General features: G+C 66.3%; 20 protein-coding genes. 11 read left to right on the forward strand and 9 right to left on the reverse strand.

All coding sequences use genetic code 11. The annotated features are described in order from the left end of the window. The first annotated feature begins 4 nt into the window (after window positions 1-4). The gene (locus H7F35_RS04385) at window positions 5-1,021 is read left to right on the forward strand and encodes an isopenicillin N synthase family dioxygenase (protein ID WP_261803525.1); all 1,017 of its coding nucleotides are present in this window, start codon (window positions 5-7) and stop codon (window positions 1,019-1,021) included. On the opposite strand, the gene H7F35_RS04390 is transcribed toward H7F35_RS04385, so the two are convergent. From H7F35_RS04390 to H7F35_RS04400, 3 genes are all read right to left on the reverse strand, one after another. Continuing rightward, window positions 964-1,227 carry a hypothetical protein gene (locus H7F35_RS04390; RefSeq protein ID WP_261803526.1) on the reverse strand — a complete coding sequence of 88 codons (264 nt, stop codon included), beginning with the start codon at window positions 1,225-1,227 and terminating at the stop codon, window positions 964-966. The two genes, H7F35_RS04385 and H7F35_RS04390, sit on opposite strands and share 58 nt — an antisense overlap. A 60-nt stretch (window positions 1,228-1,287) precedes the next feature. After that, the gene (locus tag H7F35_RS04395; protein ID WP_187111747.1) at window positions 1,288-1,971 is read right to left on the reverse strand and encodes an HAD family hydrolase; all 684 of its coding nucleotides are present in this window, start codon (window positions 1,969-1,971) and stop codon (window positions 1,288-1,290) included. A gap of 98 nt (window positions 1,972-2,069) precedes the next feature. Further along, the gene (locus H7F35_RS04400) at window positions 2,070-3,410 is read right to left on the reverse strand and encodes an MFS transporter (RefSeq protein WP_187111748.1); all 1,341 of its coding nucleotides are present in this window, start codon (window positions 3,408-3,410) and stop codon (window positions 2,070-2,072) included. A gap of 176 nt (window positions 3,411-3,586) precedes the next feature. Here H7F35_RS04400 and cyoA point away from each other — a divergent pair, with 176 nt between their 5' ends. From cyoA to trhA, 8 genes are all read left to right on the forward strand, one after another. Then, window positions 3,587-4,612, forward strand: coding sequence for a ubiquinol oxidase subunit II (gene cyoA / locus H7F35_RS04405; RefSeq protein ID WP_187111749.1), 1,026 nt, complete (start codon window positions 3,587-3,589; stop codon window positions 4,610-4,612). Next, the gene (gene cyoB, locus H7F35_RS04410; protein WP_410010762.1) at window positions 4,609-6,618 is read left to right on the forward strand and encodes a cytochrome o ubiquinol oxidase subunit I; all 2,010 of its coding nucleotides are present in this window, start codon (window positions 4,609-4,611) and stop codon (window positions 6,616-6,618) included. Before cyoA ends, cyoB begins: the two co-directional genes overlap by 4 nt. Then, on the forward strand, window positions 6,611-7,255 hold the full coding sequence (gene cyoC, locus H7F35_RS04415) for a cytochrome o ubiquinol oxidase subunit III (RefSeq protein ID WP_187111751.1): 645 nt from the start codon (window positions 6,611-6,613) through the stop codon (window positions 7,253-7,255). The genes cyoB and cyoC overlap by 8 nt, the downstream gene beginning before the upstream one ends. Further along, the gene (cyoD, locus tag H7F35_RS04420; RefSeq protein ID WP_187111752.1) at window positions 7,252-7,647 is read left to right on the forward strand and encodes a cytochrome o ubiquinol oxidase subunit IV; all 396 of its coding nucleotides are present in this window, start codon (window positions 7,252-7,254) and stop codon (window positions 7,645-7,647) included. Before cyoC ends, cyoD begins: the two co-directional genes overlap by 4 nt. Continuing rightward, the gene (locus H7F35_RS04425) at window positions 7,644-8,528 is read left to right on the forward strand and encodes an SURF1 family protein (protein WP_410010763.1); all 885 of its coding nucleotides are present in this window, start codon (window positions 7,644-7,646) and stop codon (window positions 8,526-8,528) included. Before cyoD ends, H7F35_RS04425 begins: the two co-directional genes overlap by 4 nt. Beyond that, complete coding sequence (locus H7F35_RS04430) at window positions 8,512-9,897, forward strand: ATP-binding protein (protein WP_187114138.1); 1,386 nt, start codon at window positions 8,512-8,514, stop codon at window positions 9,895-9,897. Before H7F35_RS04425 ends, H7F35_RS04430 begins: the two co-directional genes overlap by 17 nt. Further along, window positions 9,894-10,439, forward strand: a complete 546-nt coding sequence (locus tag H7F35_RS04435) for a response regulator transcription factor (protein WP_187111753.1) — start codon at window positions 9,894-9,896, stop codon at window positions 10,437-10,439. The genes H7F35_RS04430 and H7F35_RS04435 overlap by 4 nt, the downstream gene beginning before the upstream one ends. Before the next feature lie 122 nt (window positions 10,440-10,561). After that, window positions 10,562-11,248 carry a PAQR family membrane homeostasis protein TrhA gene (gene trhA, locus H7F35_RS04440; protein ID WP_187111754.1) on the forward strand — a complete coding sequence of 229 codons (687 nt, stop codon included), beginning with the start codon at window positions 10,562-10,564 and terminating at the stop codon, window positions 11,246-11,248. A gap of 370 nt (window positions 11,249-11,618) precedes the next feature. Here the strand turns inward: trhA and H7F35_RS04445 are convergent, their stop codons facing one another. The 3 genes from H7F35_RS04445 to H7F35_RS04455 are packed head-to-tail and all read right to left on the reverse strand — an operon-like array spanning window position 11,619 to window position 13,564. Beyond that, entirely contained in the window at window positions 11,619-11,843 is a 225-nt protein-coding gene (locus H7F35_RS04445) for a SlyX family protein (protein WP_187111755.1), read from the reverse strand. Between the two features lie 46 nt (window positions 11,844-11,889). Beyond that, a complete protein-coding gene (locus H7F35_RS04450) occupies window positions 11,890-12,786 on the reverse strand; it encodes an SDR family NAD(P)-dependent oxidoreductase (protein ID WP_187111756.1) in 897 nt (298 codons plus the stop codon). Window positions 12,787-12,820: 34 nt separating this feature from the next. Next, entirely contained in the window at window positions 12,821-13,564 is a 744-nt protein-coding gene (locus H7F35_RS04455) for an SDR family oxidoreductase (RefSeq protein WP_187111757.1), read from the reverse strand. A 124-nt stretch (window positions 13,565-13,688) separates the two neighbouring features. On the opposite strand from H7F35_RS04455, the gene H7F35_RS04460 reads away from it, so the two are divergent. Next, window positions 13,689-14,582, forward strand: a complete 894-nt coding sequence (locus H7F35_RS04460) for a LysR family transcriptional regulator (protein ID WP_187111758.1) — start codon at window positions 13,689-13,691, stop codon at window positions 14,580-14,582. Between the two features lie 139 nt (window positions 14,583-14,721). Here H7F35_RS04460 and H7F35_RS04465 read toward each other — a convergent pair whose 3' ends face one another. Continuing rightward, window positions 14,722-16,230, reverse strand: a complete 1,509-nt coding sequence (locus tag H7F35_RS04465) for an MFS transporter (RefSeq protein ID WP_187111759.1) — start codon at window positions 16,228-16,230, stop codon at window positions 14,722-14,724. 143 nt (window positions 16,231-16,373) lie between these two features. Between H7F35_RS04465 and H7F35_RS04470 the strand changes: the two genes are divergently transcribed. Then, the gene (locus H7F35_RS04470; RefSeq protein ID WP_187111760.1) at window positions 16,374-17,273 is read left to right on the forward strand and encodes a LysR family transcriptional regulator; all 900 of its coding nucleotides are present in this window, start codon (window positions 16,374-16,376) and stop codon (window positions 17,271-17,273) included. 8 nt (window positions 17,274-17,281) lie between these two features. Here H7F35_RS04470 and H7F35_RS04475 read toward each other — a convergent pair whose 3' ends face one another. Continuing rightward, complete coding sequence (locus H7F35_RS04475; RefSeq protein ID WP_261803527.1) at window positions 17,282-19,090, reverse strand: AAA family ATPase; 1,809 nt, start codon at window positions 19,088-19,090, stop codon at window positions 17,282-17,284. Between the two features lie 89 nt (window positions 19,091-19,179). Further along, a complete protein-coding gene (locus H7F35_RS04480; protein ID WP_187111761.1) occupies window positions 19,180-21,696 on the reverse strand; it encodes an ABC transporter permease in 2,517 nt (838 codons plus the stop codon). Between the last annotated feature and the right edge of the window lie 91 nt (window positions 21,697-21,787).

Genomic DNA, 21,787 nt, shown 5'->3' on the forward strand with positions numbered 1-21,787 from the left:
GACCATGACCACCACTTCTTCCGACCTTCTCTCGCTGCCCGTGATCGACGTTGCACCGCTCGTGGCCGGCACCGCAACACGCGACGGCGTGGCCGCGCAGATCGGTGCGGCCTGCCGCGCACACGGCTTCTTCTATGTCACGGGTCATGGCGTCGACGCGGCGCTGGTGCAGCGGCTCGAAGACCTGAGCCACCGGTTCTTCGAGCTGCCCGAGGAAACCAAGATGCAGTGGCGCATGGCCTTGGGCGGCCGCGCATGGCGCGGCTTCTTCCCGCTCGGCGGCGAGCTGACCTCGGGCCGGCCCGACTGGAAGGAAGGCCTGTACCTCGGCACCGAGCTGCCTGCCTCACATCCGCTGGTGCAGGCGAAGACGCCGGTGCACGGGCCCAATCTCTTCCCCGACGTGCCGGGCTTTCGCGAGACCATCCTCGACTACATGGCGGCCGTCACGCAGCTCGGGCACCGGCTGATGGAAGGCATCGCGTTGAGCCTCGGCCTGCCCGCTTCGTATTTCGCCGAGCGGTACACGGCCGACCCGCTGATCCTGTTCCGCCTTTTCAACTACCCGACGCAAGCAGTGCCCGAAGGCCTCGACGTGCAATGGGGCGTGGGCGAACACACCGACTACGGCCTGCTTACCATTCTTCACCAGGACAACGTAGGCGGCCTCGCCGTGCACACGCCAGGTGGCTGGATCGATGCGCCGCCGGTTCCGGGCTCGTTCATCTGCAATATCGGCGACATGCTCGACCGCATGACCGGCGGGCTCTACAAGTCGACGCCTCACCGCGTGAAGCGCAACACCTCGGGCCGGGACAGACTGTCGTTCCCGTTGTTCTTCGATCCGAACTTCGAGGCGCGCGTGCAGCGCATCGACGGGCTTGCGGGCGCCGAGGCGCTGGACGACAGCGCCGAGCGCTGGGACCGCGCCAACGTGCACGCCTTCAGCGGCCGCTACGGCGACTACCTGCTCGCGAAGGTGTCGAAGGTGTTCCCGCAGTTGCGCGACGAAGTGCTCTGAGGCACGTTGGCAGGCTGGTCGAGGAACTCGTCCTCCCAGCGGCCGATATCCGCGTCGGGGTCATTGATCGGCACGAGCTTGTCGCTGCGGCAGTAGAAGGTCCAGCCCTCGAACAGCACGTCGTAGTAGGTGCCGGGCAGGTAGCGCTCGCTGGGCGCCGCGTAGGGCAGGCAGCGAGACCACTTCGACGATGCGGCCCACTGCACGCTCGGTCATTGGCGACGCGAGGCAGCTGTCGACCACATGGCAGAGCGTGCCGATCCTGATCACACGCGCTGCGCCGGTGGCACCGGAAACCAGCGCGGCACATGCGCCACCGCATCGTGCAGCGAATCGAGCACATGGAACGCGCGCTCGACGATCGAGGCCGGCGGATGCTTCAGGTCCGGGACGACCACGACCCGCATGCCTGCCGCCAGCGCAGCCTTGGCGCCGTTCTCGCTGTCCTCGAAGGCGATGCACTGCGCCGGGTCCACGTCCAGCCGCTCGGCGGCGAGCCGGTAGAGCGCCGGGTCGGGCTTGGCGCGCACCACCTCGTCACCGCCCGCGAAGGCCGAGAAGTGATGCAGCAGGCCAAGGCTGCCGAGGCAGGCCTGGATCTGGCCGCTGGTGGACGACGACGCCACGGCGCAGCGCGTGCCGCGCTCGCGCAAGGCGGTCAGGAACTCGTTCGCGCCGGGTTTGATGGGAAAGAGCGGCGTGCCGTCCACGCGCTCCAGTTGCAGGCGATGGCGGACATGCGCCACAGCATGGCGGTACGCCTCCGCCCCGCCCAGCAGCGAGGCCAGGATCAGTTCGGACTCCACGGTAGCCAGCCCGACCACCTGCAGGTACTGGCTGTGCGAAAGCTCGATGTCGAGCGTACGGGCCGCCTCGATCCAGGCGGCCATGATGGGCCGCTCCGAATCGATGAGCAGCCCGTCCATATCGAAGATGGCGGCGGCAAACATCGGCGAATCCTAAGCCAGTGAGCCGGCCGTTGCGCCGGAAATGGAAAAGGGGCCCACAGGCCCCTTTGGAAAGAACGGCGACAACGCCGCTCAGTCAGTCAGTCGCGCACCAGCGCCCGGTTCAGGCCCAGTGCCGCCAGCGTGGCAACGGCGCCCGACAGCAGGTAGATGCTGACGTAGGCCAGCCCGAAGTGGGCCGACAGGCCCAGCGCGACCAGCGGCGCGAACGCGGCACCGATCAGCCAGGCCACGTCGGCCGTCAGGGCTGCACCGACGTAGCGGTACTTGGGCGCGAAGTTCGAGGTCACGGCGCCGGCCGCCTGACCGTACGACAGGCCCAGGATCACGAAGCCCACCAGAATGAAGATGTCCTGGCCCACGCGGCCACCATCGAGCAGCGTCGGCGCAAAGCCACTGAACGCCGCGATCACGGCGGCCAGGCCACCCAGCGTGAAGCGACGGCCGATGCGGTCGGCCAGCAGGCCCGAGGCCACGATGCCGGCGGCACCGAGCACAGCGCCGATCATCTGCACCACGAGGAATTCGGTGACCGACTGGTCCGAGTACAGCGTGATCCACGAGAGCGGGAACACGGTGATCAGATGGAACAGCGCGTAGCTGGCCAGCGCGGCGAACGCGCCGATCAGGATGTTGCCGCCCTGCGAGCTGACCAGCTCGGTCACGCTGGTGGGTTCCAGTTCGCGCTCTTCGAGCAGGCGCGCATAGTCGTCGGTGGCCACGAGGCGCAGGCGGGCGAACAGTGCCACCACGTTGATTGCGAAGGCCACGTAGAAGCTGTAGCGCCAGCCCCAGTCGAGGAAGTCCTCGCTCGGCAGGCTGGAGTACAGGTAGGCAAACAGCGCACTGGCAATGAAGAAGCCGATGGGCGCACCCAGTTGGCCCAGCATGGCGTACCAGCCGCGGCGGTTGGCCGGTGCATTCAGCGCCAGCAGCGACGGCAGGCCGTCCCACGAGCCGCCCAGCGCCAGGCCCTGGGCAAAACGGAAGACCGACAGCAACACGATGGCCGTGAAGCCAAGGCTCGCGTAGCCCGGCAGGAAGGCGATGCCGGCGGTGGAGGTGCCGAGCACGAAAAGCGCCAGCGTCAGCTTGGCCTCTCGCCCGAATCGTCGCTGGATCACCATCGAGATGACAGTCCCGAAGGGACGGGCGATGAAGGCGAAGGAGAAGATCAGGAACGAATAAAGAACGCCTTCGAGCTTTTGCTCGAACGGGAAGAAGACTGCCGGGAACACCAGCACCGAGGCGATGCCGTAGACGAAGAAGTCGAAATATTCGGAGGCGCGGCCGATGATCACGCCGACCGCGATTTCGCCGGGGGCGATGTGCGAATGGTCGGCGTCACCCTGCCGGGGCCCGCGTTCGGGCGAGTGCGGCACAGGCTCCGCGCCTTGTGGACTGATGCTGGACGTCGTCATGGCTTGCTGTAATTCGGGTGTCACTTCACAACGCGACACATAAGATTCTGGACAACCTGTAGCGTCGCACCGAAACCTGTTTACCGCCATAGGACAAAACGTCCAATAGGCGAAACCCGTCTTCGGGCGTAGATTGTGGGGTCTTTTCGCGCCGTCCTCGCACCTCTTTTCTCGGCATGCACATCCTCAAGAACCTTCGCCGATCACTCCTTTTGCTCCCCGCCATCCTCCTGGCGGGCTGTAACACGGTGTTGATGAACCCTTCCGGCGACATCGCCAATCAGCAAGGACGACTGATCGTCGTCTCGACCGTGCTGATGCTGATCATCATCATCCCGGTGATCGCGCTGACGATCTTCTTCGCCTGGCGCTATCGCCAGTCGAACAAGGAAGCCACGTACAGCCCCGACTGGGACCATTCGACCCAGCTCGAACTGGCAATCTGGGCGGCACCGCTGCTCATCATCATCGCGCTGGGCGCGATCACCTGGATCAGCACCCACACGCTCGACCCGTACCAGCCGCTGCGCCGCATCGACGCCCAGCGCGCGATTCCCGCGGACACCAAGCCGCTGGTGGTCGAAGTGGTGGCGCTCGACTGGAAGTGGCTCTTCATCTACCCCGAGCAGGGCATCGCCACGGTGAACGAGCTGGCCGCCCCGGTGGACCGCCCGATCATGTTCAAGATCACGGCGTCCTCGGTCATGAACTCCTTCTTCATCCCCGCGCTGGCCGGCCAGATCTACGCCATGCCGGGCATGGAAACCAAGCTGAACGCGGTGATCAACAAGCCGGGCGAGTTCGAAGGCTTCTCCGCCAACTACAGCGGTGCCGGCTTCTCGGGCATGCGCTTCAAGTTCCACGGCCTGAGCCACGGCGACTTCGACCAATGGGTCGCCAAGGTCAAGACCGGCAAGGAAGGCGAGCTGACCCGCGAGGGCTACCAGAAGCTCGAAGTGCCCAGCGAACGCGAGGCGGTGCGCCACTACGCCTCCGTGCCCGCCGACCTGTATGACGCCATCCTCAACCGTTGCGTCGACCGCAACAAGATGTGCATGAAGCAAATGATGGCCATCGATGCCGACGGCGGACTGGGCAAGCCCGGCGCCTTCAACGTAGCCACCATGCAAACCTGGCAGCCCGACACCCTCAATTCGCCGAAACGCAAGTACGTCACGGCGATGTGCACTACCGAAGAATGACGATGCTCGAGAACCTTGACCTGACGAAGCTCGTCTTCGGCCGCCTCACCTGGGAGGCGATTCCCCTTCACGAGCCCATCCTGCTCGTGACCTTCATCGCCGTAGCGCTCGGCGGGCTCGCCGTGCTCGGCGCGCTGACCTACTTCAAGCTGTGGGCCCCCTTGTGGCGCGACTGGATCACCAGCATCGACCACAAGAAGATCGGCATCATGTACATCATCCTGGGTCTGGTGATGCTGCTGCGCGGCTTCTCCGACGCCATCATGATGCGTGCCCAGCAGGCTTTTGCCTTTGGCGACAACGCCGGCTTCCTGCCGCCGCACCACTACGACCAGATCTTCACCGCCCACGGCGTGATCATGATCTTCTTCGTGGCAATGCCGCTGGTCACGGGCCTCATGAACTTCGTGGTGCCGCTGCAGATCGGCGCGCGCGACGTGGCCTTCCCGTTCCTGAACAACTTCAGCTTCTGGATGACCACCTTCGGCGCCGGCCTCGTGATGGCCTCGCTGTTCGTCGGCGAGTTCGCCAAGACCGGCTGGCTGGCCTACCCGCCGCTGTCGGGCATTCTCTTCAGCCCTGACGTGGGGGTCGACTACTACATCTGGTCATTGCAGATAGCGGGGGTCGGAACCTTGCTCTCTGGCGTCAACCTGCTGGCAACCATCGTGAAGATGCGCGCACCCGGCATGACGATGATGAAGATGCCGGTGTTCACGTGGACCGCCCTGTGCACCAACGTGCTGATCGTCGCCGCCTTCCCCGTGCTGACCGCCGTTCTGGCCCTGCTGACGCTCGACCGCCATGTCGGCACCAACTTCTTCACGAACGACCTTGGCGGCAACGCCATGATGTACGTGAACCTGATCTGGATCTGGGGCCACCCCGAGGTGTACATCCTGATCCTGCCGGCCTTCGGCATCTTCTCGGAAGTGGTCTCGACCTTCTCCGGCAAGCGCCTGTTCGGCTACGCCTCGATGGTGTATGCCACGGTCGTGATCACCATCCTGTCGTACCTCGTGTGGCTGCACCACTTCTTCACCATGGGCTCTGGCGCCAGCGTGAACTCGTTCTTCGGCATCACGACGATGATCATCTCGATCCCGACGGGAGCGAAGATCTTCAACTGGCTCTTCACCATGTACCGCGGCCGCATCCGTTTCGAGCTGCCCATGATGTGGACCATCGGCTTCATGATCACCTTCGTGATCGGCGGCATGACCGGCGTTCTGCTCGCGGTGCCCCCGGCCGACTTCGTGCTGCACAACAGCCTGTTCCTGATCGCCCACTTCCACAACGTGATCATCGGCGGCGTGCTGTTCGGCATGCTGGCGGGCATCACCTACTGGTATCCGAAGGCCTTCGGCTACAAGCTCGACCCGTTCTGGGGCAAGTGCTCGTTCTGGTTCTGGATCATCGGCTTCTGGTTCGCCTTCATGCCGCTGTACGTGCTGGGCCTGATGGGCGTCACCCGCCGCATGAGCCACTTCCAGGACATGTCGCTGCAGATCTGGTTCCAGGTCGCCGCCTTCGGCGCCGTGCTGATCGCGCTGGGCATTGCATCGTTCATCATCCAGCTGGTGGTGAGCTACATCCGCCGCGACTCGCTGCGCGACACCACGGGCGATCCGTGGGATGGCCGCACGCTGGAATGGTCGACCTCGTCGCCCCCGCCGGCCTACAACTTCGCCTTCACGCCGCGCATTCATGACAACGACGCCTGGTCGGACATGAAGGCCCGCGGCTACCAGCGTCCGGTGGACGGCTTCTCGCCGATCCACATGCCCAAGAACACGGCAGCCGGCTTCATCATCGCGGCACTGGCCGCGGCCTGCGGCTTCGCGCTGATCTGGGCGATGTGGCTGGTGGCGGGCCTGGCGTTCGTCGCCATGCTGGCCGCCGTGATCGTCCATACCTTCAACTACAAGCGCGACTACCACATCCCTGCGGAAGAAGTCGTTCGCACCGAAGACGCGCGCACGCGCCTCCTGGCTGCCCATGTCTAATAGCACTGCTCTCCCCTCCCGCAACGCATCGGGCGCTCCGGCGTTCGAGCTGTTCAACGTCCGCAACGAGGACCACCATCCGGAGAACGGCACCCTGCTGGGGTTCTGGCTCTACCTGATGAGCGACTGCCTCGTCTTCGCCTGCCTGTTCGCGGTGTACGGCGTGCTGGGGCGCAACTACGCGGCCGGTCCCTCGGGCGCCGACCTGTTCGACCTGCCGCTGGTGGCCATCAACACCTCGCTGCTGCTGCTCTCGTCGATCACCTACGGCTTCGCAATGCTCGAGATGCAGCGCAAGCGCATGCGCGGCGTGCTGATCTGGCTGGCCATCACCGGCCTGCTGGGCGCAGGCTTCATCGGCCTGGAGCTGTATGAATTCGCGCACCTGCTGCACGAAGGCGCGGGCCCGCAGCGCAGCGCCTTCCTGTCGTCGTTCTTCGCACTGGTGGGCACCCACGGCCTGCACGTGACCTTCGGCATCGTCTGGCTCATCGTGCTGATGGTCCAGCTGCCCAAGCACGGCTTCACCGCCGCCAACCGCCGCCGCCTGATGTGCCTGTCGATGTTCTGGCACTTCCTGGACGTGGTCTGGATCGGCGTCTTCTCCTTCGTGTACCTGATGGGATCGCTGCAATGAGCGCGCATATCGAAACCGCCGGCCACGGTGCCCATGGCCATGACGACCATGACGACGGCCCGGTGAGCCACAGCACCTTCAAGGGCTACATGACCGGCTTCGTGCTGGCCGTGATCCTGACCGCGATTCCGTTCTGGCTGGTGATGGCCAAGGTCTTCGACAAGCCCAACACCACCGCGCTGATCGTGCTGGGCTTCGCCATGGTGCAGATCGTGGTCCACATGATCTATTTCCTGCACATGGACGCCAAGTCCGAAGGCGGCTGGAACATGCTGGCGCTGATCTTCACGATCGTGGTGGTGGTCATCACCCTGGCCGGCTCGTTGTGGGTCATGTACCACATGAACACCAACATGATGCCGTCCATGCACGACATGAAGAACATGCCTTGACGCCCTCGCCGCCAGTCCACTGCCGCGACGACAACAGCGGCAACGCAGCCACCGGCCGCAACAAGCGCTCCGTGGCCGGGCTGGTGGCACTGGCGGTCTTCCTGGCCGCCGCCTTCGCCGGATTCCTGGCGCTCGGCACCTGGCAGGTCGAGCGCAGGGCCTGGAAGCTCGATCTCATTGCCCGCGTCGACCTGCGCGTGCATGCCCCGGCCGCCACGGCCCCTGGGCGGGAAACCTGGCCGCAGATCAACGCGGCCAATGACGAATACCGGCAACTGCGCATCGCCGGCACTTTTCTCCACGACAAGGAAACCCTCGTGCAGGCCAGCACCCGGCTCGGTGCCGGCTTCTGGGTGCTGACGCCGCTGCAAGCCGCCGACGGCACCGTCGTGCTGGTCAATCGCGGCTTCGTGCCGCCCGAGGCGCGAGAACGCGCGGCCCGCACCGCCCCCGAACCGAAGGGCGAGACCACCGTCACCGGCCTGCTGCGCATCACCGAACCCACGGGCGGCTTCCTGCGCAAGAACGACCCGGCGGCCGACCGCTGGTTCTCGCGCGACGTGCAGGCCATTGCCGCTGCGCGCGGCCTGCATGACGTGGCGCCCTACTTCGTCGATGCCGAGGCCGCCCCCTCTTCGCCAGGCGCCGGCGATGCCGCCTCTGCCTGGCCCGCTGGCGGCCTGACGGTCATCGCCTTTCCCAACAGCCACCTCGTCTACGCCCTGACCTGGTACGGCTTGGCGTTGATGGTGTTGGGCGCGGCATGGTTCGTGTGGCGCGACGAACGGCGCCGGCGGGGCCTGAACGGCGGCAATCACGGCAGCGACGAAAATGCAGCCCATGCCGACGCCAGCCCCACCCAAGATGCCCGCCGCGACTGAAGCCGTCGCGATCGCGGGGGAACTGCACGCGCCCCGCGCCGGGGTCGCGAGCCTGGACAACGCCACCGGCCACAAGAACATGCAGCAGCTGATCCAGCTGCGCTGGTTCGCGGTGGTCGGGCAGGTCGTGACCATCCTGGTCGTGCACTACGGCTTCGGCATCCGCCTGCCGCTGGACCACATGCTGCAGGTGCTGACATGCCTGGCGCTCTTCAATGTGGTGAGCCTGCTGCGCTCGCGCACCCACCGCCGCGTGACCAATGGCGAGCTGTTCCTTGCGCTGCTGGTCGACGTGGCCATGCTGACTGCCCAGCTCTACCTGAGCGGGGGCGCGACCAACCCCTTCGTGTTCCTGTACCTGCTGCAGGTTATCTTGGGCGCGGTGCTGCTGAAGGCCTGGTCGACCTGGACCATCGTGGTGGTCACGAGCTTCTGCTTTGCACTGCTGGCGCTGTTCTCGCGCCCACTCGCACTGCCGCTGGACCACAACCGCGGCCTGTGGAGCCCCTACATCCAGGGCATGCTGATCTGCTTTGCGCTCAACGCGTCGCTGCTGGTGATCTTCATCACCCGCATCAGCGGCAACCTGCGCGCACGCGACGCGCGGCTGGCCGACCTGCGCCAGCGCGCCTCGGAAGAAGAACACATCGTGCGCATGGGCCTGCTGGCCTCGGGCGCCGCGCACGAGCTGGGCACGCCGCTCGCCACGCTGGCGGTGATTTTGGGCGACTGGCGCCGGCTGCCGCACTTCAGCTCCGACCCCGAGCTGCTGACCGAGGTGGCCGAGATGGAACTGCAGATCCAGCGCTGCAAGAGCATCGTGAGCGGCATCCTGCTGTCGGCCGGCGAGGCGCGCGGCGAGTCATCCGAAGAAACCACCGTGAGCACCTTCCTGGACGACCTGGTCGAGGAATGGCGCACCACGCGCCCGGTGGAAGACTTCGACTACGAGAACCGCTTCGGACACGACCTGCCCATGGTTTCCGACTCGGCGCTCAAGCAGATGATCTGCAACGTGCTCGACAATGCCCTGGAGGCTTCGCCGCACTGGCTGCGCCTCGAGGCGGCACATGACGGCGACACACTGACCATCACGGTCAGCGACGCGGGCCCCGGCTTCCTGCCGGGCATCCTGAAGGAATTCGGCAAGCCCTACCAGTCGAGCAAGGGTCGCCCCGGCGGCGGGCTCGGGCTGTTCCTGGTCGTCAACGTCGCGCGTACCGTGGGCGGCCGCGTGGCCGCGGGCAATCGCCCCGAAGGCGGTGCCATCGTGAAGATCACGCTGCCGCTGGCGGCCATCGTGCTGGAAGAAGAAGAGGAAGAAGACGAAGACGTGGAAAGCGAAACCATCGAAGTGCAAAGGCCATGACTGACACCGAAGCCGAGCGCCAGTTGCTGATCGTCGAGGACGACGATGCCTTCGCGCGCACGCTGGGCCGCTCCTTCGAGCGCCGGGGCTACACGGTCACGCATGCGAGCAACCTCGAAGAGGTCGAGACGCTGCTCGCAACCCGTTCGCCCGGCTACGCGGTGGTCGACCTCAAGCTCAACGGCGAAGCCTCGGGCCTGGCCTGCGTGCAGATGCTGCACCGGCACAACGCCAAGATGCTGATCGTGGTGCTGACCGGTTTTGCCAGCATCGCCACCGCCGTGGAAGCCATCAAGCTGGGCGCCTGCCACTACCTGGCCAAGCCCTCGAACACCGACGACATCGAAGCCGCCTTCGGGCGTGCCACCGGCACCATCGAGGTGGAGCTGACCAACCGCTCGACCTCGATCAAGACGCTCGAATGGGAACGCATCCACGAGACGCTGGCCGAAACCGGCTTCAACATTTCCGAAACCGCGCGCAGGCTCGGCATGCACCGGCGCACGCTGGCGCGCAAGCTGGGCAAGCAGCAGGTCAAGTAGGCCCCTCGATCGGGAACGACCGGAGAAGTCCTTGATCGCAAGCTGGTCAAGCGCACAGAACGCACCGCGCAGTTCTGGCAAGCTTGACGCCGCAATCCATTTTTCATGAGGTTTCGCTCCTGATGACTGCACCTTCACAGACGCACCCTTCGCCCCGTGCCCCCGTTCTGGTGGCGCGCGACCAGACGGCGATGGAAGAACTCTTCAATGCGCTGAGCCATGGCCTGGGCCTGGTGCTCGCCATTGCCTCGCTTCCGATCCTGGTCTACAGCGCCTCGCAGAAGGGCCAAGCCGCGGGCATCGTAGGCGCCTGCCTGTTCGCCGGCACGGCCATCGTGCTGTACCTGATCTCGACGCTGTACCACGCGCTGCCGATGGGCCGCGCCAAGGCCTGGTTCAACCGGCTGGACCATGCGGCCATCTACCTGTTCATCGCGGGCAGCTACATGCCCTTTCTGTTCGGCGTGCTGCGCGGGCCGCTGGGCTGGACCCTGTTCGGCGCGATCTGCGCAGCGGCCGTGCTGGGCGTGAGCGCCAAGTTGTTCAACCGGCTGCAGCACCCGCTGTGGTCGACCGGGCTTTATGTAGCGATGGGCTGGATGGCGCTGATGGCGGCGGTGCCGCTGTACGAGCGCATGTCAGCGGCGGGACTGGGCTGGCTGGTGGCCGGTGGGCTGTTCTACACGGCCGGCGCGGTGGTGTTCCTGTTCGACAACAAGGTGCGCTACGCCCATTCGGTGTGGCACTTGTTCGTGCTGGCAGGCAGCACTTGCCACTTCTTTGCAGTGCTCTGGCATTCGCACGGCTGATCGTTCCTTGAGTCTGTTTACGGTCCGTTCAGGGCCGTGTAGGTGACTGTCGGGTGGGGTGCGCTGCGTGGGTTCATTCGGGGTGCGTGCGAATGACACCGGGTGCTCCCCTCCGCGAATGTCCCCCGCTTCGCTCCTCCTTTATTTCGCTGCGGGGAGCACCTGGCGTCATTCACACAGGGGCACGCTCTGATTGATCCTGCGATCAACGACCGCTCTGAGCGCTCACGTCGATACGGGGCTCTTTTTAGCTAAATAAAGGAGGAGCGAAGCGGGGGACATTCGCGAAAAAGAGCACCGTGTCGGCGTGAGCGTCGCCCTGAACAGCAGCGCGGAAGCAACGCACTCCAGACAGACCGCAAACAGGCCCTCAGTAATGCGGCGGCAGCTCGTCACGCGGATTGCCGCCGGAGCCGTCCTGTGATGCGTTCTGGCTCTGCTGCCGGAGATGCGCAACCTGCTGGATCAGGCTGTCGATCTGCTGCTGTTGGCGGTAGATCGTCATGTTCAACTGGTCCAGCAGGTCTTCGGCGTAGCTCGACTTGATTTCGAGCTCGGTCACGCGCTCTGCGAGTTCGTTCGATTGGTTTTCCATGCCGCTATTGGACAGGAAGACCATCCGCACTTTTGTGACGCCCCGCTCAGCGCCGAACCTTCGCTTCGAGCAGGTCGCCCATGCCGATGCGCTTGGCGAACTCGACGCGCACGCGCTCCGACACCTCGAACACCTCGGTCGCACCGTCGCCCACGAAGTCAATCAGCGAACGCATTGGCCGCGTGCCGGCCGGCAGGCCCACGATGCGGACGATGTCGTCGGCCACCGCTTGCGGGTCGGCGTGGTCGGGCGTCAGCGCGGACAGGCGCTCGCCGATCTGGTCCATCACGCCGTCGTAGCGGCTGTAGGCGGCAGCGGTGGCCGCATCGGCCGGCTTGCCTGCGCTCGGGAAGTGGTCGGTTCCCTTTGTGAACGCACCCGGCACAACGATCGAGGTCTCGACGCCGAAGCGCGCGATCTCGTAGGCCAGCGTCACGGCCAGCGAATCCATCGCCGCCTTGGCCGCGCCGTAAGGGCCCATGAACGGCGGAAAGCCGCCCTTGGTGGTCGTGCTGCTGATCCAAAGCATCAGCCCCGACTCCTGCTTGCGCAGGAATGGCAACACCGCACGGTTCACGCGCTGGGCGCCGAGCACGTTGGTGTCGAACACCTTCATGATTTCTTCCGGCGTGAAGGCCTCGGTCGGTCCGACCACGAGATGGCCTGCGTTCTGCATCACCACATCGAGGTGACCCTGCTCGCGAACGATGGTCGCTGCGGCTGCATCGGCGGATGCCTGCGACAGCACGTCGAGTTCGAGCGGATGCAACTGGAGACCCTTGGCCGCAGCCAGGGCACGCAGTTCAGTGGCACGGCCGCTGTTGCGTCCCGCAATGTCTCGCATCGACGCGTAGACCACATGGCCGGCTTCAGCCAGAGATTGGGCCGTGAGCTTGCCGATGCCCGTGCCGGCACCTGTGACCAGGATGATTTGCTTTTGCATGGTGTTTCTCCGAAGGGAAAAAGAAGGAAGGGACTCAAGCCACGCCGCCATTGGCCCGCAGGATCTGTCCGTTGACCCAGCCCGCATCCGGACCGACAAGGAACGACACCACTGAAGCAATGTCCCCGGGCTGGCCCAGGCGCTGCAGCGGCGGCATCTTGGCGAAGGCCTGGATCTGCTCTTCGGTCTTTCCGTCGAGGAACAGCGAAGTGGCGATCGGGCCGGGCGCCACCGCGTTCACCGTGACGTTGCGCCCGCGCAGCTCCTTGGCGAACACATGCGTGAAGGCCTCGACCGCCGCCTTGGTGGCGTTGTAGATCGCGTAGCCGGGCATGTTCAGCGCCAGCGTGGTGCTGGAGAAGTTGACGATGCGCCCGCCCTCGTTGAGCCGGGTGGCAGCCTCGCGCAGCGTGTTGAAGGTGCCGCGCACGTTGATGTCGAAGGTCTGGTCGTAGAGCGCATCGGTGTGCTCGGCCAACGGCACAGTTTTGAGCACACCGGCGTTGTTGACCAGCACGTCGACCTTGCCAAGCTGCGCTTCGACGGCGTCGAACATGGCGCGCACTTCGCCGGCGCTGGCCACGTCGGCCTTGATGGCCATCGCACGGGCGCCTGCAGCGGTGAGTTCGGCAACCAGCGCATCGGCCTGTGCCGGGCTCGACGCGTAGTTGATGGCGACGGCAAAGCCGTCTTGTGCGAGGCGTTGCGCAACGGCGGCGCCGATGCCGCGCGATGCGCCGGTGACGATGGCTACCTTGGTGTGAATGGGCTGGTTCATGGGGCGTTTCCTTTGCAGTGGTGGATGGGTGAGCGAATCTTCGATCGTTCCATTCAAAAGATAATCAGCCGTAAATCGCCATTACCATTCCATTTACTTCAATAATTAACGAGGGACCCGCGCCATGGACCGCTTCCAGGAAATGCAGGCCTTCGTGCGGATCGCCGAGCGCCAGAGCTTCACGCAGGCATCGGAAGACCTGCAGATCCCGCGCGCCACCGTCACCAACCTCATCAAGCGCGTGGAGCAACGCATCGGCACGCGGCTGCTGGAGCGCACCACGCGCACCGTGCGCCTCACCCCCGACGGCGAGGCCTACTACCGCCGCTGCGTGCGCCTGCTGGCCGACGTGGAAGAAGCCGAGGGCCTGTTTCGCGACGAGGCGCCCAAGGGCCTGCTGCGCGTGAACCTGCAGGGCACGCTGGCGCGCCATTTCGTCGTGCCCGCGCTGCCCGATTTCCTGGCGCGCTACCCCGGGCTCGAACTGCACATCGGCGAGGACGACCGGCTGGTCGACCTTGTGCGCGAAGGCGTCGACTGCGTGCTGCGCGCGGGCAACCTGCAGGACTCGTCGATGGTCGGACGGCGCGTGGCGCTGCTGCCGCAGGTCACCGTCGCGAGCCCGGCCTATCTGGCGGCGCACGGCGAGCCCGACAGCATCGAAGCGCTGGCGACGCACCGCGCCATCCACTACATCTCGAGCGGCACGGGCAAGGCGGTGCCGCTCGAGTTCACCGTCGATGGGCGGGTGACGAACGTACAGCTCGGCGCCATCGTCTCGGTGACCGGTGCCGACCTCTACACCGGCTCGGCCGTCGCGGGCCTCGGGCTGGTGCAGGTCCCGCGCTACCGCGTGGCCAACGAACTCGCGGACGGGCGGCTGAAGGTGCTGCTGGCCGATTTCGCCCCGCCGCCGATGCCGGTGTCGGTGCTGTATTCGCAGAACCGGCAGTTGTCGTCGCGCGTGCGGGTGTTCACGCAGTGGCTGCGGGACATTTTCGCGGCTGCGGAGTCCTGACCCTGTTGCCTTGCTCCCTCCCCTTCCGGGGGAGGGTCGGGGTGGGGCCAGCGGCACAACAACCCGCAGCGGCCTTGCCAAGGCCGCGTGCCCCCATCCCAGCCTTCCCCCGGAAGGGGAAGGAGCAAGACAGTGCCCATCAACAGGCCGGCGACTCCAACGCCACAGCGCTCGCCACCGCATGCGTCTCCCCACGCAAGAACACGAACACCACCAGCGCAGTCAACACAGTCACCCCCGCCAGCACGCACAGCAACGTGCCGAACGCCGCGCCGTACGCATGCAGCAGCGCCGCACGGTCCACACCGGGCAACAGCGCCAAAGCCTGCGACAGATCCCCCGTCGTCACGCGCTGCGCCGCCTGCGACGCGGCTGAAAACGATCCCAGTTGCCGCGTCACCAATGCTGTGAGCCCCGCTCCCACCAGCGCCAGCGCAATCCCCTCCCCCGCCACCCGCACGGTGTTGAAGATGCCCGAGGCCATGCCTGCCCGCTCGCGCGGCACCACGCTCACGGCCAGGCCATCCATCAGCCCCCACGGCAGGCCGATGCCCGCGCCGATCAGCAGCAGCGCCCAAACGATGTCGTGCAGCGGCGTGCCCGGCGCGCAGCGGCTCAGCCAGAACAACCCCACCGCGCACACCAGCAGGCCCACGGCCGAGATCACGCCCGCCGAGTAGCGATGCGCAAGCCACGCCGCCAGCGTCGGCACCACGAGGATCGGCCCCGACAGCGCGAACATGAAGCCGCCCGCTTCCAGCGCACTGCGCCCTTCGAGCCCGATGAAGCGGATCGGCAGCAGCACCAGCAGCACGACAAAGCCATAGGCCGGCGCGGCTGCCAGCAGTTGCACGCCGACGAAACGCGGAAAGCGGAACAGCGACAGGTCGAGCATCGGATGCGCCACGCGCCGCTCGATGGCGATGAAGGCCGCGCCCATCAGCACCGCACCCGCCAGCGCGCCGATCACCCACGGGCTGCCCCAGCCGCTGTCGGGCGCCTGCAGCACGCCCAGCGTGAGCAGGCTCAATGCGGCGGTAAAGCTGACCGTGCCCGGCATGTCCAGGCCCATCGCGCTCGGGTTGCGCGACTCGCGCATGCTCATCGAAGCGATGCACAGCGCGACGAGGCTGACCCCGCCGGGGCTGAGCATCACCGCCTGCCATCCGAAGGATTCGGCGAGCCAGCCCGAAAGAATCGAGCCGCACGACAGGCCCACGCCGAACGAAGTGCCGATCAGGCTGAAGGCCCGCGTGCGGGCTGCGCCATCGAACACCTGCGCGAGCGCTGCAGTACCGGCCGCGAACGCCGCCGCCGACCCCAGCCCTTGCAGCGCGCGTGCGAGGTCAAAGGCGACGATGCCCGGTGCGAGTGTCAGCAGCGAACTGCTCAATGCGACCACCGCCAGGCCCAGCAAGAAAACGCGCTTGCGTCCATAGGCATCGGCCAGCGCTCCGGCCGCCATCAGCGTGGCGCCGAAGCTCAGCATGAAGGCGTTGGTCACCCAGTTGAGTTGCACCGGGCTTCCGCCCAGCGCCTCGCGGATCGCGGGCAGCACCACCGCTGGCCCCGTGAAGCTCAGCGGCATGCCCAGCGCCGCCAGGCAGACGGCGGCCAGCAGCCAGTTCTTGTTGGAAGACGAGGACATCGCAGGAAGGCTTTCACGCAGAAGGGAGAAACAGATCGGCAACGGCGGCCGGGCGTGAAGAGAAGATAGAAAGGATTCAATGGAATGAAAATAGCGCCATTGATCCTCAAACTCCCAACCAAAGGTTGTTAATCAGACCATCCATGGACAGCTTCAGCGGACTCGAATCCTTCGTGCGGGCGGCCGACCTGCTCAGCTTTGCCAAGGCCGGCCGGCTGCTGGGCATCTCGGCATCGGCGGTCGGCAAGAACGTGGCGCGGCTCGAACAGCAGCTCGGCCTGCGGCTTTTCAACCGCACCACGCGGCATGTGCACCTGACGCAGGAAGGCGCGATGTTCCACGAGCGCTGCCGCCGCATCCTCGACGAGCTGGACGATGCGCGCGCCATGATGCAAGACGCCGTTGCGGCGCCGCGCGGCCGCCTGCGCGTGAGCTTGCCGACCATCGGCTACCGCTTCCTGCTGCCGATGCTGCCGGCCTTCAAGGCACGCTTTCCCGAGATCGAACTCGACCTCGACTTCAACGACCGGTTGGTCGACGTGATCGCCGAAGGCGTGGACGTGGCGATCCGCAGCGGTGAGCTGGTCGACTCGCAGCTCGTGGCGCGCCGGCTCGGCCCGTTCAGCTTCGTGCTCGTGGCCTCGCCGGACTACCTCGCACGCCACGGCGTGCCGCAGGTGCCGGCCGATCTCGCGCAGCACAGCTGCCTGCGCTACAAGTTCGTGACCGGCGGAAAGATCGAGGACTGGGACCTGCCAGGCCTGCCCGCGCAACTGCCGCCCGGCCTGATCTGCAACAACATGGAAGCCATGCTCGGCGCGGCCGTGGCCGGCCTCGGCGTGGCCTACATGCCGGACTTTCTCGCGCGCGATTCGCTTCGCCGTGGCGAACTGCAGCGCGTGCTGGCCACGCACCTCGTGCGCAACGGGCAGTTCTCGGCCCTGTGGCCTTCGAGTCGCCAGCTGTCGCCGAAGGTGCGGGCCTTCGTGGACTTCGCGAGCGAGCACATGTTCAACGACCCAGATGCGTCGCCTGGGCGCTAGAACGCTCTCTACGCGGCCTGAGTGAGTTCGCTGTCCGCCTGTTCGCTCGCAACGCTGGCCGGTGTCTCGGTCGGCACGCTGCTCTCAGCGACCACCGGCTTCACGGGCTCTGGCGCCACGGCAACCACGGCTTCGGCGGGCGCGGCGACCGGTACAGCCATGGCAACAGGTGCCGTTTCGGCAGCGGGCTTTGCGCTCTCCACAACCACCGGCTTCGCAGGCTCCTGCTTCGCTGGCGCTGGCATTGGCGCCGCGACAGGCGCTGCAACCGGTGCGATCTCGGCAACGGCCACCACTTCAACGGGCTTCACTGCCTTGGCAGGCTTTGCTCCCTCCGTAGCAACAGCCTTTGCAGGCACAGCCTTCGTCGGCTCCGCCTTCGCAGCCGCCGCTTTCACAGGCTCCGGCTTCACCGGCTCGCCCGCGATCCGGCTCAGAGCCAGCGCAGCCTTCAGCGGGAACAGCGTGCGCTCATCGCCTTCAGCGGTATTGCTCACCGTGGTGCCGCGAGCCTCATCAAGGCTCGCCGTGCGCACCGCGTCGATCCGGTGCGTCGGCACCATGAACGGCGAATGCGTGGTGTAGATGATCTGGTTGCCGAAGTCCTTCTCGAAATGCGCCAGCAGATCGGCCTGCGAGTGCGGGTGCAGGTGCAGCCCCGGCTCGTCCAGCAGCAGGATGGCGTCTTCAGCGCGACCGCCCTTCGTGTCCGCGAAGAAGGCAATGTAGAACGAGAAGAACCACTGGAAGCCTCGGCTGCGCTCATCGAGATTCACTTCCACCTCGTAGCTGCCGTTCGGGTCCGACACCATCGTGTCCAGGTGCTGCCCGTCGAGGTTGAAGCGAACCTTGAGCGCGCGGTCCTTCCAGAGCCGGCGGATCTCGGCAGTGACCACCGAGCCGGCGCGATTGGCGAGCTGGTTGCGCGTGGCCTGGTCGTTCTTTTCCAGCAGGTCCTGCAGTTGCTGCGGGTCGAGCCCCGCGACCTTGCACAGCTTCTCGAAGCTCTGCTGCTCGGGCGTGGCCTGCCCCCAGCCCTTGCGCACGAGGTAGTCGGCAAGGTTCTGGCGGCCGGGCAGCGCCGGGTATTCGTCGACGTAGATGAAGCGAGGCAGCTTCTCGATGACCCAGGCCTTCGCCCGGTCGAGGGCCGGCTTGTCGTTGGTGATGGACAGCGACAGCTCTTCGAGCTCGACCAGCATCTGTTCCTGCTTGTCGCTGAGCTCTGCATCTGCGGCAGCGAGCGCCTTGCGCAGTGCCTGCGTGGCCTTCACAGCGCCGGCCGACCACTTGATGAAATCGGGGCTGGCGATCATGGCTGCGTCGAAGGCATCGGCCTCCTGCTCCAGCATCGCCTTGGCCTCTTCGGCGACCTTTTCGGCGGCAGCCTTGATGGCCGGCACGATCTTGCGGACCTTGCCCTTGATGTCGCTCACGTCGATGGACAGGTCAACCAGTCCCTCGAACCCGGCCCAACGGGCCGTGTCGTAGCCCCGGCTTGCGGTGACGTGGCGAACGCCGGTGGCGCGCGGGAAGATAGCGGCCAATTCGGCCCGTTCGCTGTCGTCGAGAGCCCAGCGTGTTTGCACGACGGGCGTGTCGCCCGCGCACTCTTCCAGGCGCCGGTGTCTGGGGAAGTCCTTGATCGGGCTGAGTGGTGCCAGGCCCTGTGTCGGGTTCAGGCTGTGGAGCGCGCGCAGCAGGTTCGATTTGCCGCTGTCATTTCTACCGAGGATCGCTGTGATCTGTGATGAATCGATGGGGCCGCTGTCGTTGATCGAGCGAAAGTTGGTGATCTGGAATGACGCCAAGCGCATGTAGGGGGCTTCTCTTCGAATGAATGCAGGGTCGGGGAATGTATTGCATTCCCCACCCCTTCCCCGCCCGCGCCGGAAGAAAAATTTATTTATTCGGCCGCGCGGCGCAGCGTCTCGACCACCGGCCGGCGCAGCACGTCGCGCAGGCCCCACCAGCCCGCGCCCAGCGCCAGCACCGCGCCGGCCAGCGCGCCCAGCACGGGCACAAACGGCGACGCGGTCCAGGTGAACTCGAACACATAGCGCGCCAGCGCCCAGCCGATCACCGAGGCCACGATGCTCGCGAGGAAGCCCGCGAGCAGGCCCACGCCCACCAGCTCTGCGCGCTGCACCTGCCGCAGCAGGCTGGCGCGCGCACCCACAGCACGCATCACGGCGAATTCACGCGCCCGCTCCTCGCGCGTGGCCGTCACCGCGGCAAACAGCACCACCAGCCCCGCAGCGAGCGTGAAGCCGAACAGGAATTCGACCGCGCGGATCACCTGGTCGAGCACGCGCTGCACCTGGTTGATGGTCGCGCTCATGTCCACGTTGGTCACGTTCGGGTAGCTGCGCACCAGCGCGTTGTCGAAGCCCTTGGTCTCGGGCGCGCGGAAGGCGCCCATGTAGGTCACGGGCACATCGGGCAGCGTGGCCACGGTGTACATCACGAAGAAGTTGGCGTGCAGCGAGCCCCAGTCGACCTTGCGCAGCGAGGTGATGCGCGCGTCGCTCTGCATGCCGCCGATGTCGAAGCGCAGGCTGTCGCCGAGCTTCAGGCCCAGCGTCTCGGCCAGGCCCTCTTCCACGCTCACCTCGCCTGCCGCGCCGGGCGTCCACTTGCCGGAGGTGATGCTGTTGTGCTCGGGCGCCTGCACGGCGTTGCTGAGGTTGAACTCGCGGTCGACCAGCCGCTTGGCGCGGTCTTCCGCGTAGTCGTCGGGCGTGACGGGCTTGTCGTTGATGGCGACGAGCCGGCCACGAATCATCGGATACCAGTCGAACTTGCCCACGCCGGCGTCGCGCAGCGACTTCTGGAACGCATCGCTCTGGTCGGGCATCACGTTGATGACGAAGCGGTTCGGCGCATCGGGCGGCGTGGCCTTGCGCCAGCTCGCAACGAGGTCGGTGCGCAACAACACCAGCAGCACCAGCGCGAGCAGGCCGACCGCCAGCGCGCTGACCTGCACCACCGCGTAGGCCGGCCGCGCCGAAATCTGCCGCGTGGCCAGCACCAGCCAGCGCGGCGCCGTCGTTTCGTTGACGCTGCGGCGCAGCACCTTCACCGCGAGCCAGCTCAGCAATGCGAACACGGCCACCGCACCCGCGAAGCCGCCGACCGCGATCAGGCCCAGCTTGATGTCGCTGCTGGCCGCCATCAGCAGGGCCGCGAAGCCCGCCACGCCGATGCCGAGCACCGCGAGCGATGCGGGTTTCAGGCCGCCCACGTCGCGCCGGATCACGCGCAGCGGCGGCACGCGGGCCAGTTGCAGCACCGGCGGCAGGCCGAAGGCGAACAGCAGCGTCAGGCCCATGCCCAGCCCGAAGGCCACGGGCCACAGCGTGGCGGCCGGCAGCGCAGTCTCGACCAGCCCGGCCAGCAGCAGCACGAAGATGTAGTGCACCGCGAAGCCGATGGCCACGCCCAGCGCGCTGGCCACGAGGCCGATCACCGCGAACTCGAAGGCATAGGCCATCGCGATGGTGCGCTGGCTCTGGCCGAGCACACGCAGCATCGCGCAGTCGTCGAGGTGGCTGGCCGCGAAGCCGCGCGCGGCGAGCGCCACGGCCACAGCGGACAGCAGCGCCGCGAGCAGCGCGACCAGGCTCAGGAATTTCTCGGCACGGTCCAGTGTCTGGCGCATCTCGGGCCGGCCGCCTTCGAAGGAATCGAGCCGCACGCCGCGCAGGTCGCCCTTCTTGATGGCCGCATCGGACCAGTCGGTGAAGCGCTTCACGGCCGCATCGGCGCCCGCCACCGCGAAGCGATAGCCCACGCGGCTGGCCGGCTGCACGAGCGCGGTGCGTGCCACGTCGGCTTGGTTGAGCATCACGCGTGGCGAGAAGCTCATGAAACCGGCCCCACGGTCCGGCTCGAGCGTGATCACGCGGCCTACACGCAAGCTGGTGTCGCCAAGCAGCAGCGGATCGCCCACCTTGAGCCCGAGCGAGTCGAGCAGCGAGGCATCGACCCACACCTCACCCGCAGGCGGGATTTCTCGCGTGATCGCGCCCGGCCCGTCGACGGTGTTCGAGGTCTGCAGACTGCCACGCAAGGGATAGCCCGTGGTCACTGCCTTCAGTGCGACCAGCTTGCTGGCACCGCCCTGAGCATCTTCCGCGCGCGCCATGGTCGGAAAGCCATAGGTGCCAGTCCCTTCAAGGCCCAGCGACTTCGCCTGCGCCACGAAGGATTCGGGCGTCGGGTTGTCGCTGACGATCACCGCGTCGCCGCCCAGCAGTTGCCGCGCATCGCGCTGCAGGCCGCCCTGCAGCCGGTCGGCAAAGAAGCCGACCGCCGTGAGCGCGGCCACGGCCAGCAACACGGCGACGATCAACAGGCGCAACTCGCCGGCGCGCAGATCGCGCCAGAGCGTGCGCCAACCCAGGCGGAGGGAAGCATTCATGGCGCGAACGATAGCCGACGGGCCCGGCCACGGCTCGGTTCAAGGGTTATTGCGCCCCCATGGCCCTTGATCGCGGCCAGATGCTGTCGCA

The sequence above is a fragment of the Variovorax sp. PAMC26660 genome, from assembly GCF_014302995.1.
GTDB lineage: Bacteria > Pseudomonadota > Gammaproteobacteria > Burkholderiales > Burkholderiaceae_C > Variovorax.

What these genes read in the sequence shown, in the direction of transcription:
- H7F35_RS04385 (WP_261803525.1), top strand. Translation starts at nt 5, where the DNA reads ATGACCACCACTTCTTCCGACCTTCTCTCGCTGCCCGTGATCGACGTT.
- H7F35_RS04395 (WP_187111747.1), bottom strand. Translation starts at nt 1,971, where the DNA reads ATGTTTGCCGCCGCCATCTTCGATATGGACGGGCTGCTCATCGATTCG.
- H7F35_RS04400 (WP_187111748.1), bottom strand. Translation starts at nt 3,410, where the DNA reads ATGACGACGTCCAGCATCAGTCCACAAGGCGCGGAGCCTGTGCCGCAC.
- cyoA (WP_187111749.1), top strand. Translation starts at nt 3,587, where the DNA reads ATGCACATCCTCAAGAACCTTCGCCGATCACTCCTTTTGCTCCCCGCC.
- cyoB (WP_410010762.1), top strand. Translation starts at nt 4,609, where the DNA reads ATGACGATGCTCGAGAACCTTGACCTGACGAAGCTCGTCTTCGGCCGC.
- cyoC (WP_187111751.1), top strand. Translation starts at nt 6,611, where the DNA reads ATGTCTAATAGCACTGCTCTCCCCTCCCGCAACGCATCGGGCGCTCCG.
- cyoD (WP_187111752.1), top strand. Translation starts at nt 7,252, where the DNA reads ATGAGCGCGCATATCGAAACCGCCGGCCACGGTGCCCATGGCCATGAC.
- H7F35_RS04430 (WP_187114138.1), top strand. Translation starts at nt 8,512, where the DNA reads ATGCCCGCCGCGACTGAAGCCGTCGCGATCGCGGGGGAACTGCACGCG.
- H7F35_RS04435 (WP_187111753.1), top strand. Translation starts at nt 9,894, where the DNA reads ATGACTGACACCGAAGCCGAGCGCCAGTTGCTGATCGTCGAGGACGAC.
- trhA (WP_187111754.1), top strand. Translation starts at nt 10,562, where the DNA reads ATGACTGCACCTTCACAGACGCACCCTTCGCCCCGTGCCCCCGTTCTG.
- H7F35_RS04445 (WP_187111755.1), bottom strand. Translation starts at nt 11,843, where the DNA reads ATGGAAAACCAATCGAACGAACTCGCAGAGCGCGTGACCGAGCTCGAA.
- H7F35_RS04450 (WP_187111756.1), bottom strand. Translation starts at nt 12,786, where the DNA reads ATGCAAAAGCAAATCATCCTGGTCACAGGTGCCGGCACGGGCATCGGC.
- H7F35_RS04455 (WP_187111757.1), bottom strand. Translation starts at nt 13,564, where the DNA reads ATGAACCAGCCCATTCACACCAAGGTAGCCATCGTCACCGGCGCATCG.
- H7F35_RS04460 (WP_187111758.1), top strand. Translation starts at nt 13,689, where the DNA reads ATGGACCGCTTCCAGGAAATGCAGGCCTTCGTGCGGATCGCCGAGCGC.
- H7F35_RS04465 (WP_187111759.1), bottom strand. Translation starts at nt 16,230, where the DNA reads ATGTCCTCGTCTTCCAACAAGAACTGGCTGCTGGCCGCCGTCTGCCTG.
- H7F35_RS04470 (WP_187111760.1), top strand. Translation starts at nt 16,374, where the DNA reads ATGGACAGCTTCAGCGGACTCGAATCCTTCGTGCGGGCGGCCGACCTG.
- H7F35_RS04475 (WP_261803527.1), bottom strand. Translation starts at nt 19,090, where the DNA reads ATGCGCTTGGCGTCATTCCAGATCACCAACTTTCGCTCGATCAACGAC.
- H7F35_RS04480 (WP_187111761.1), bottom strand. Translation starts at nt 21,696, where the DNA reads ATGAATGCTTCCCTCCGCCTGGGTTGGCGCACGCTCTGGCGCGATCTG.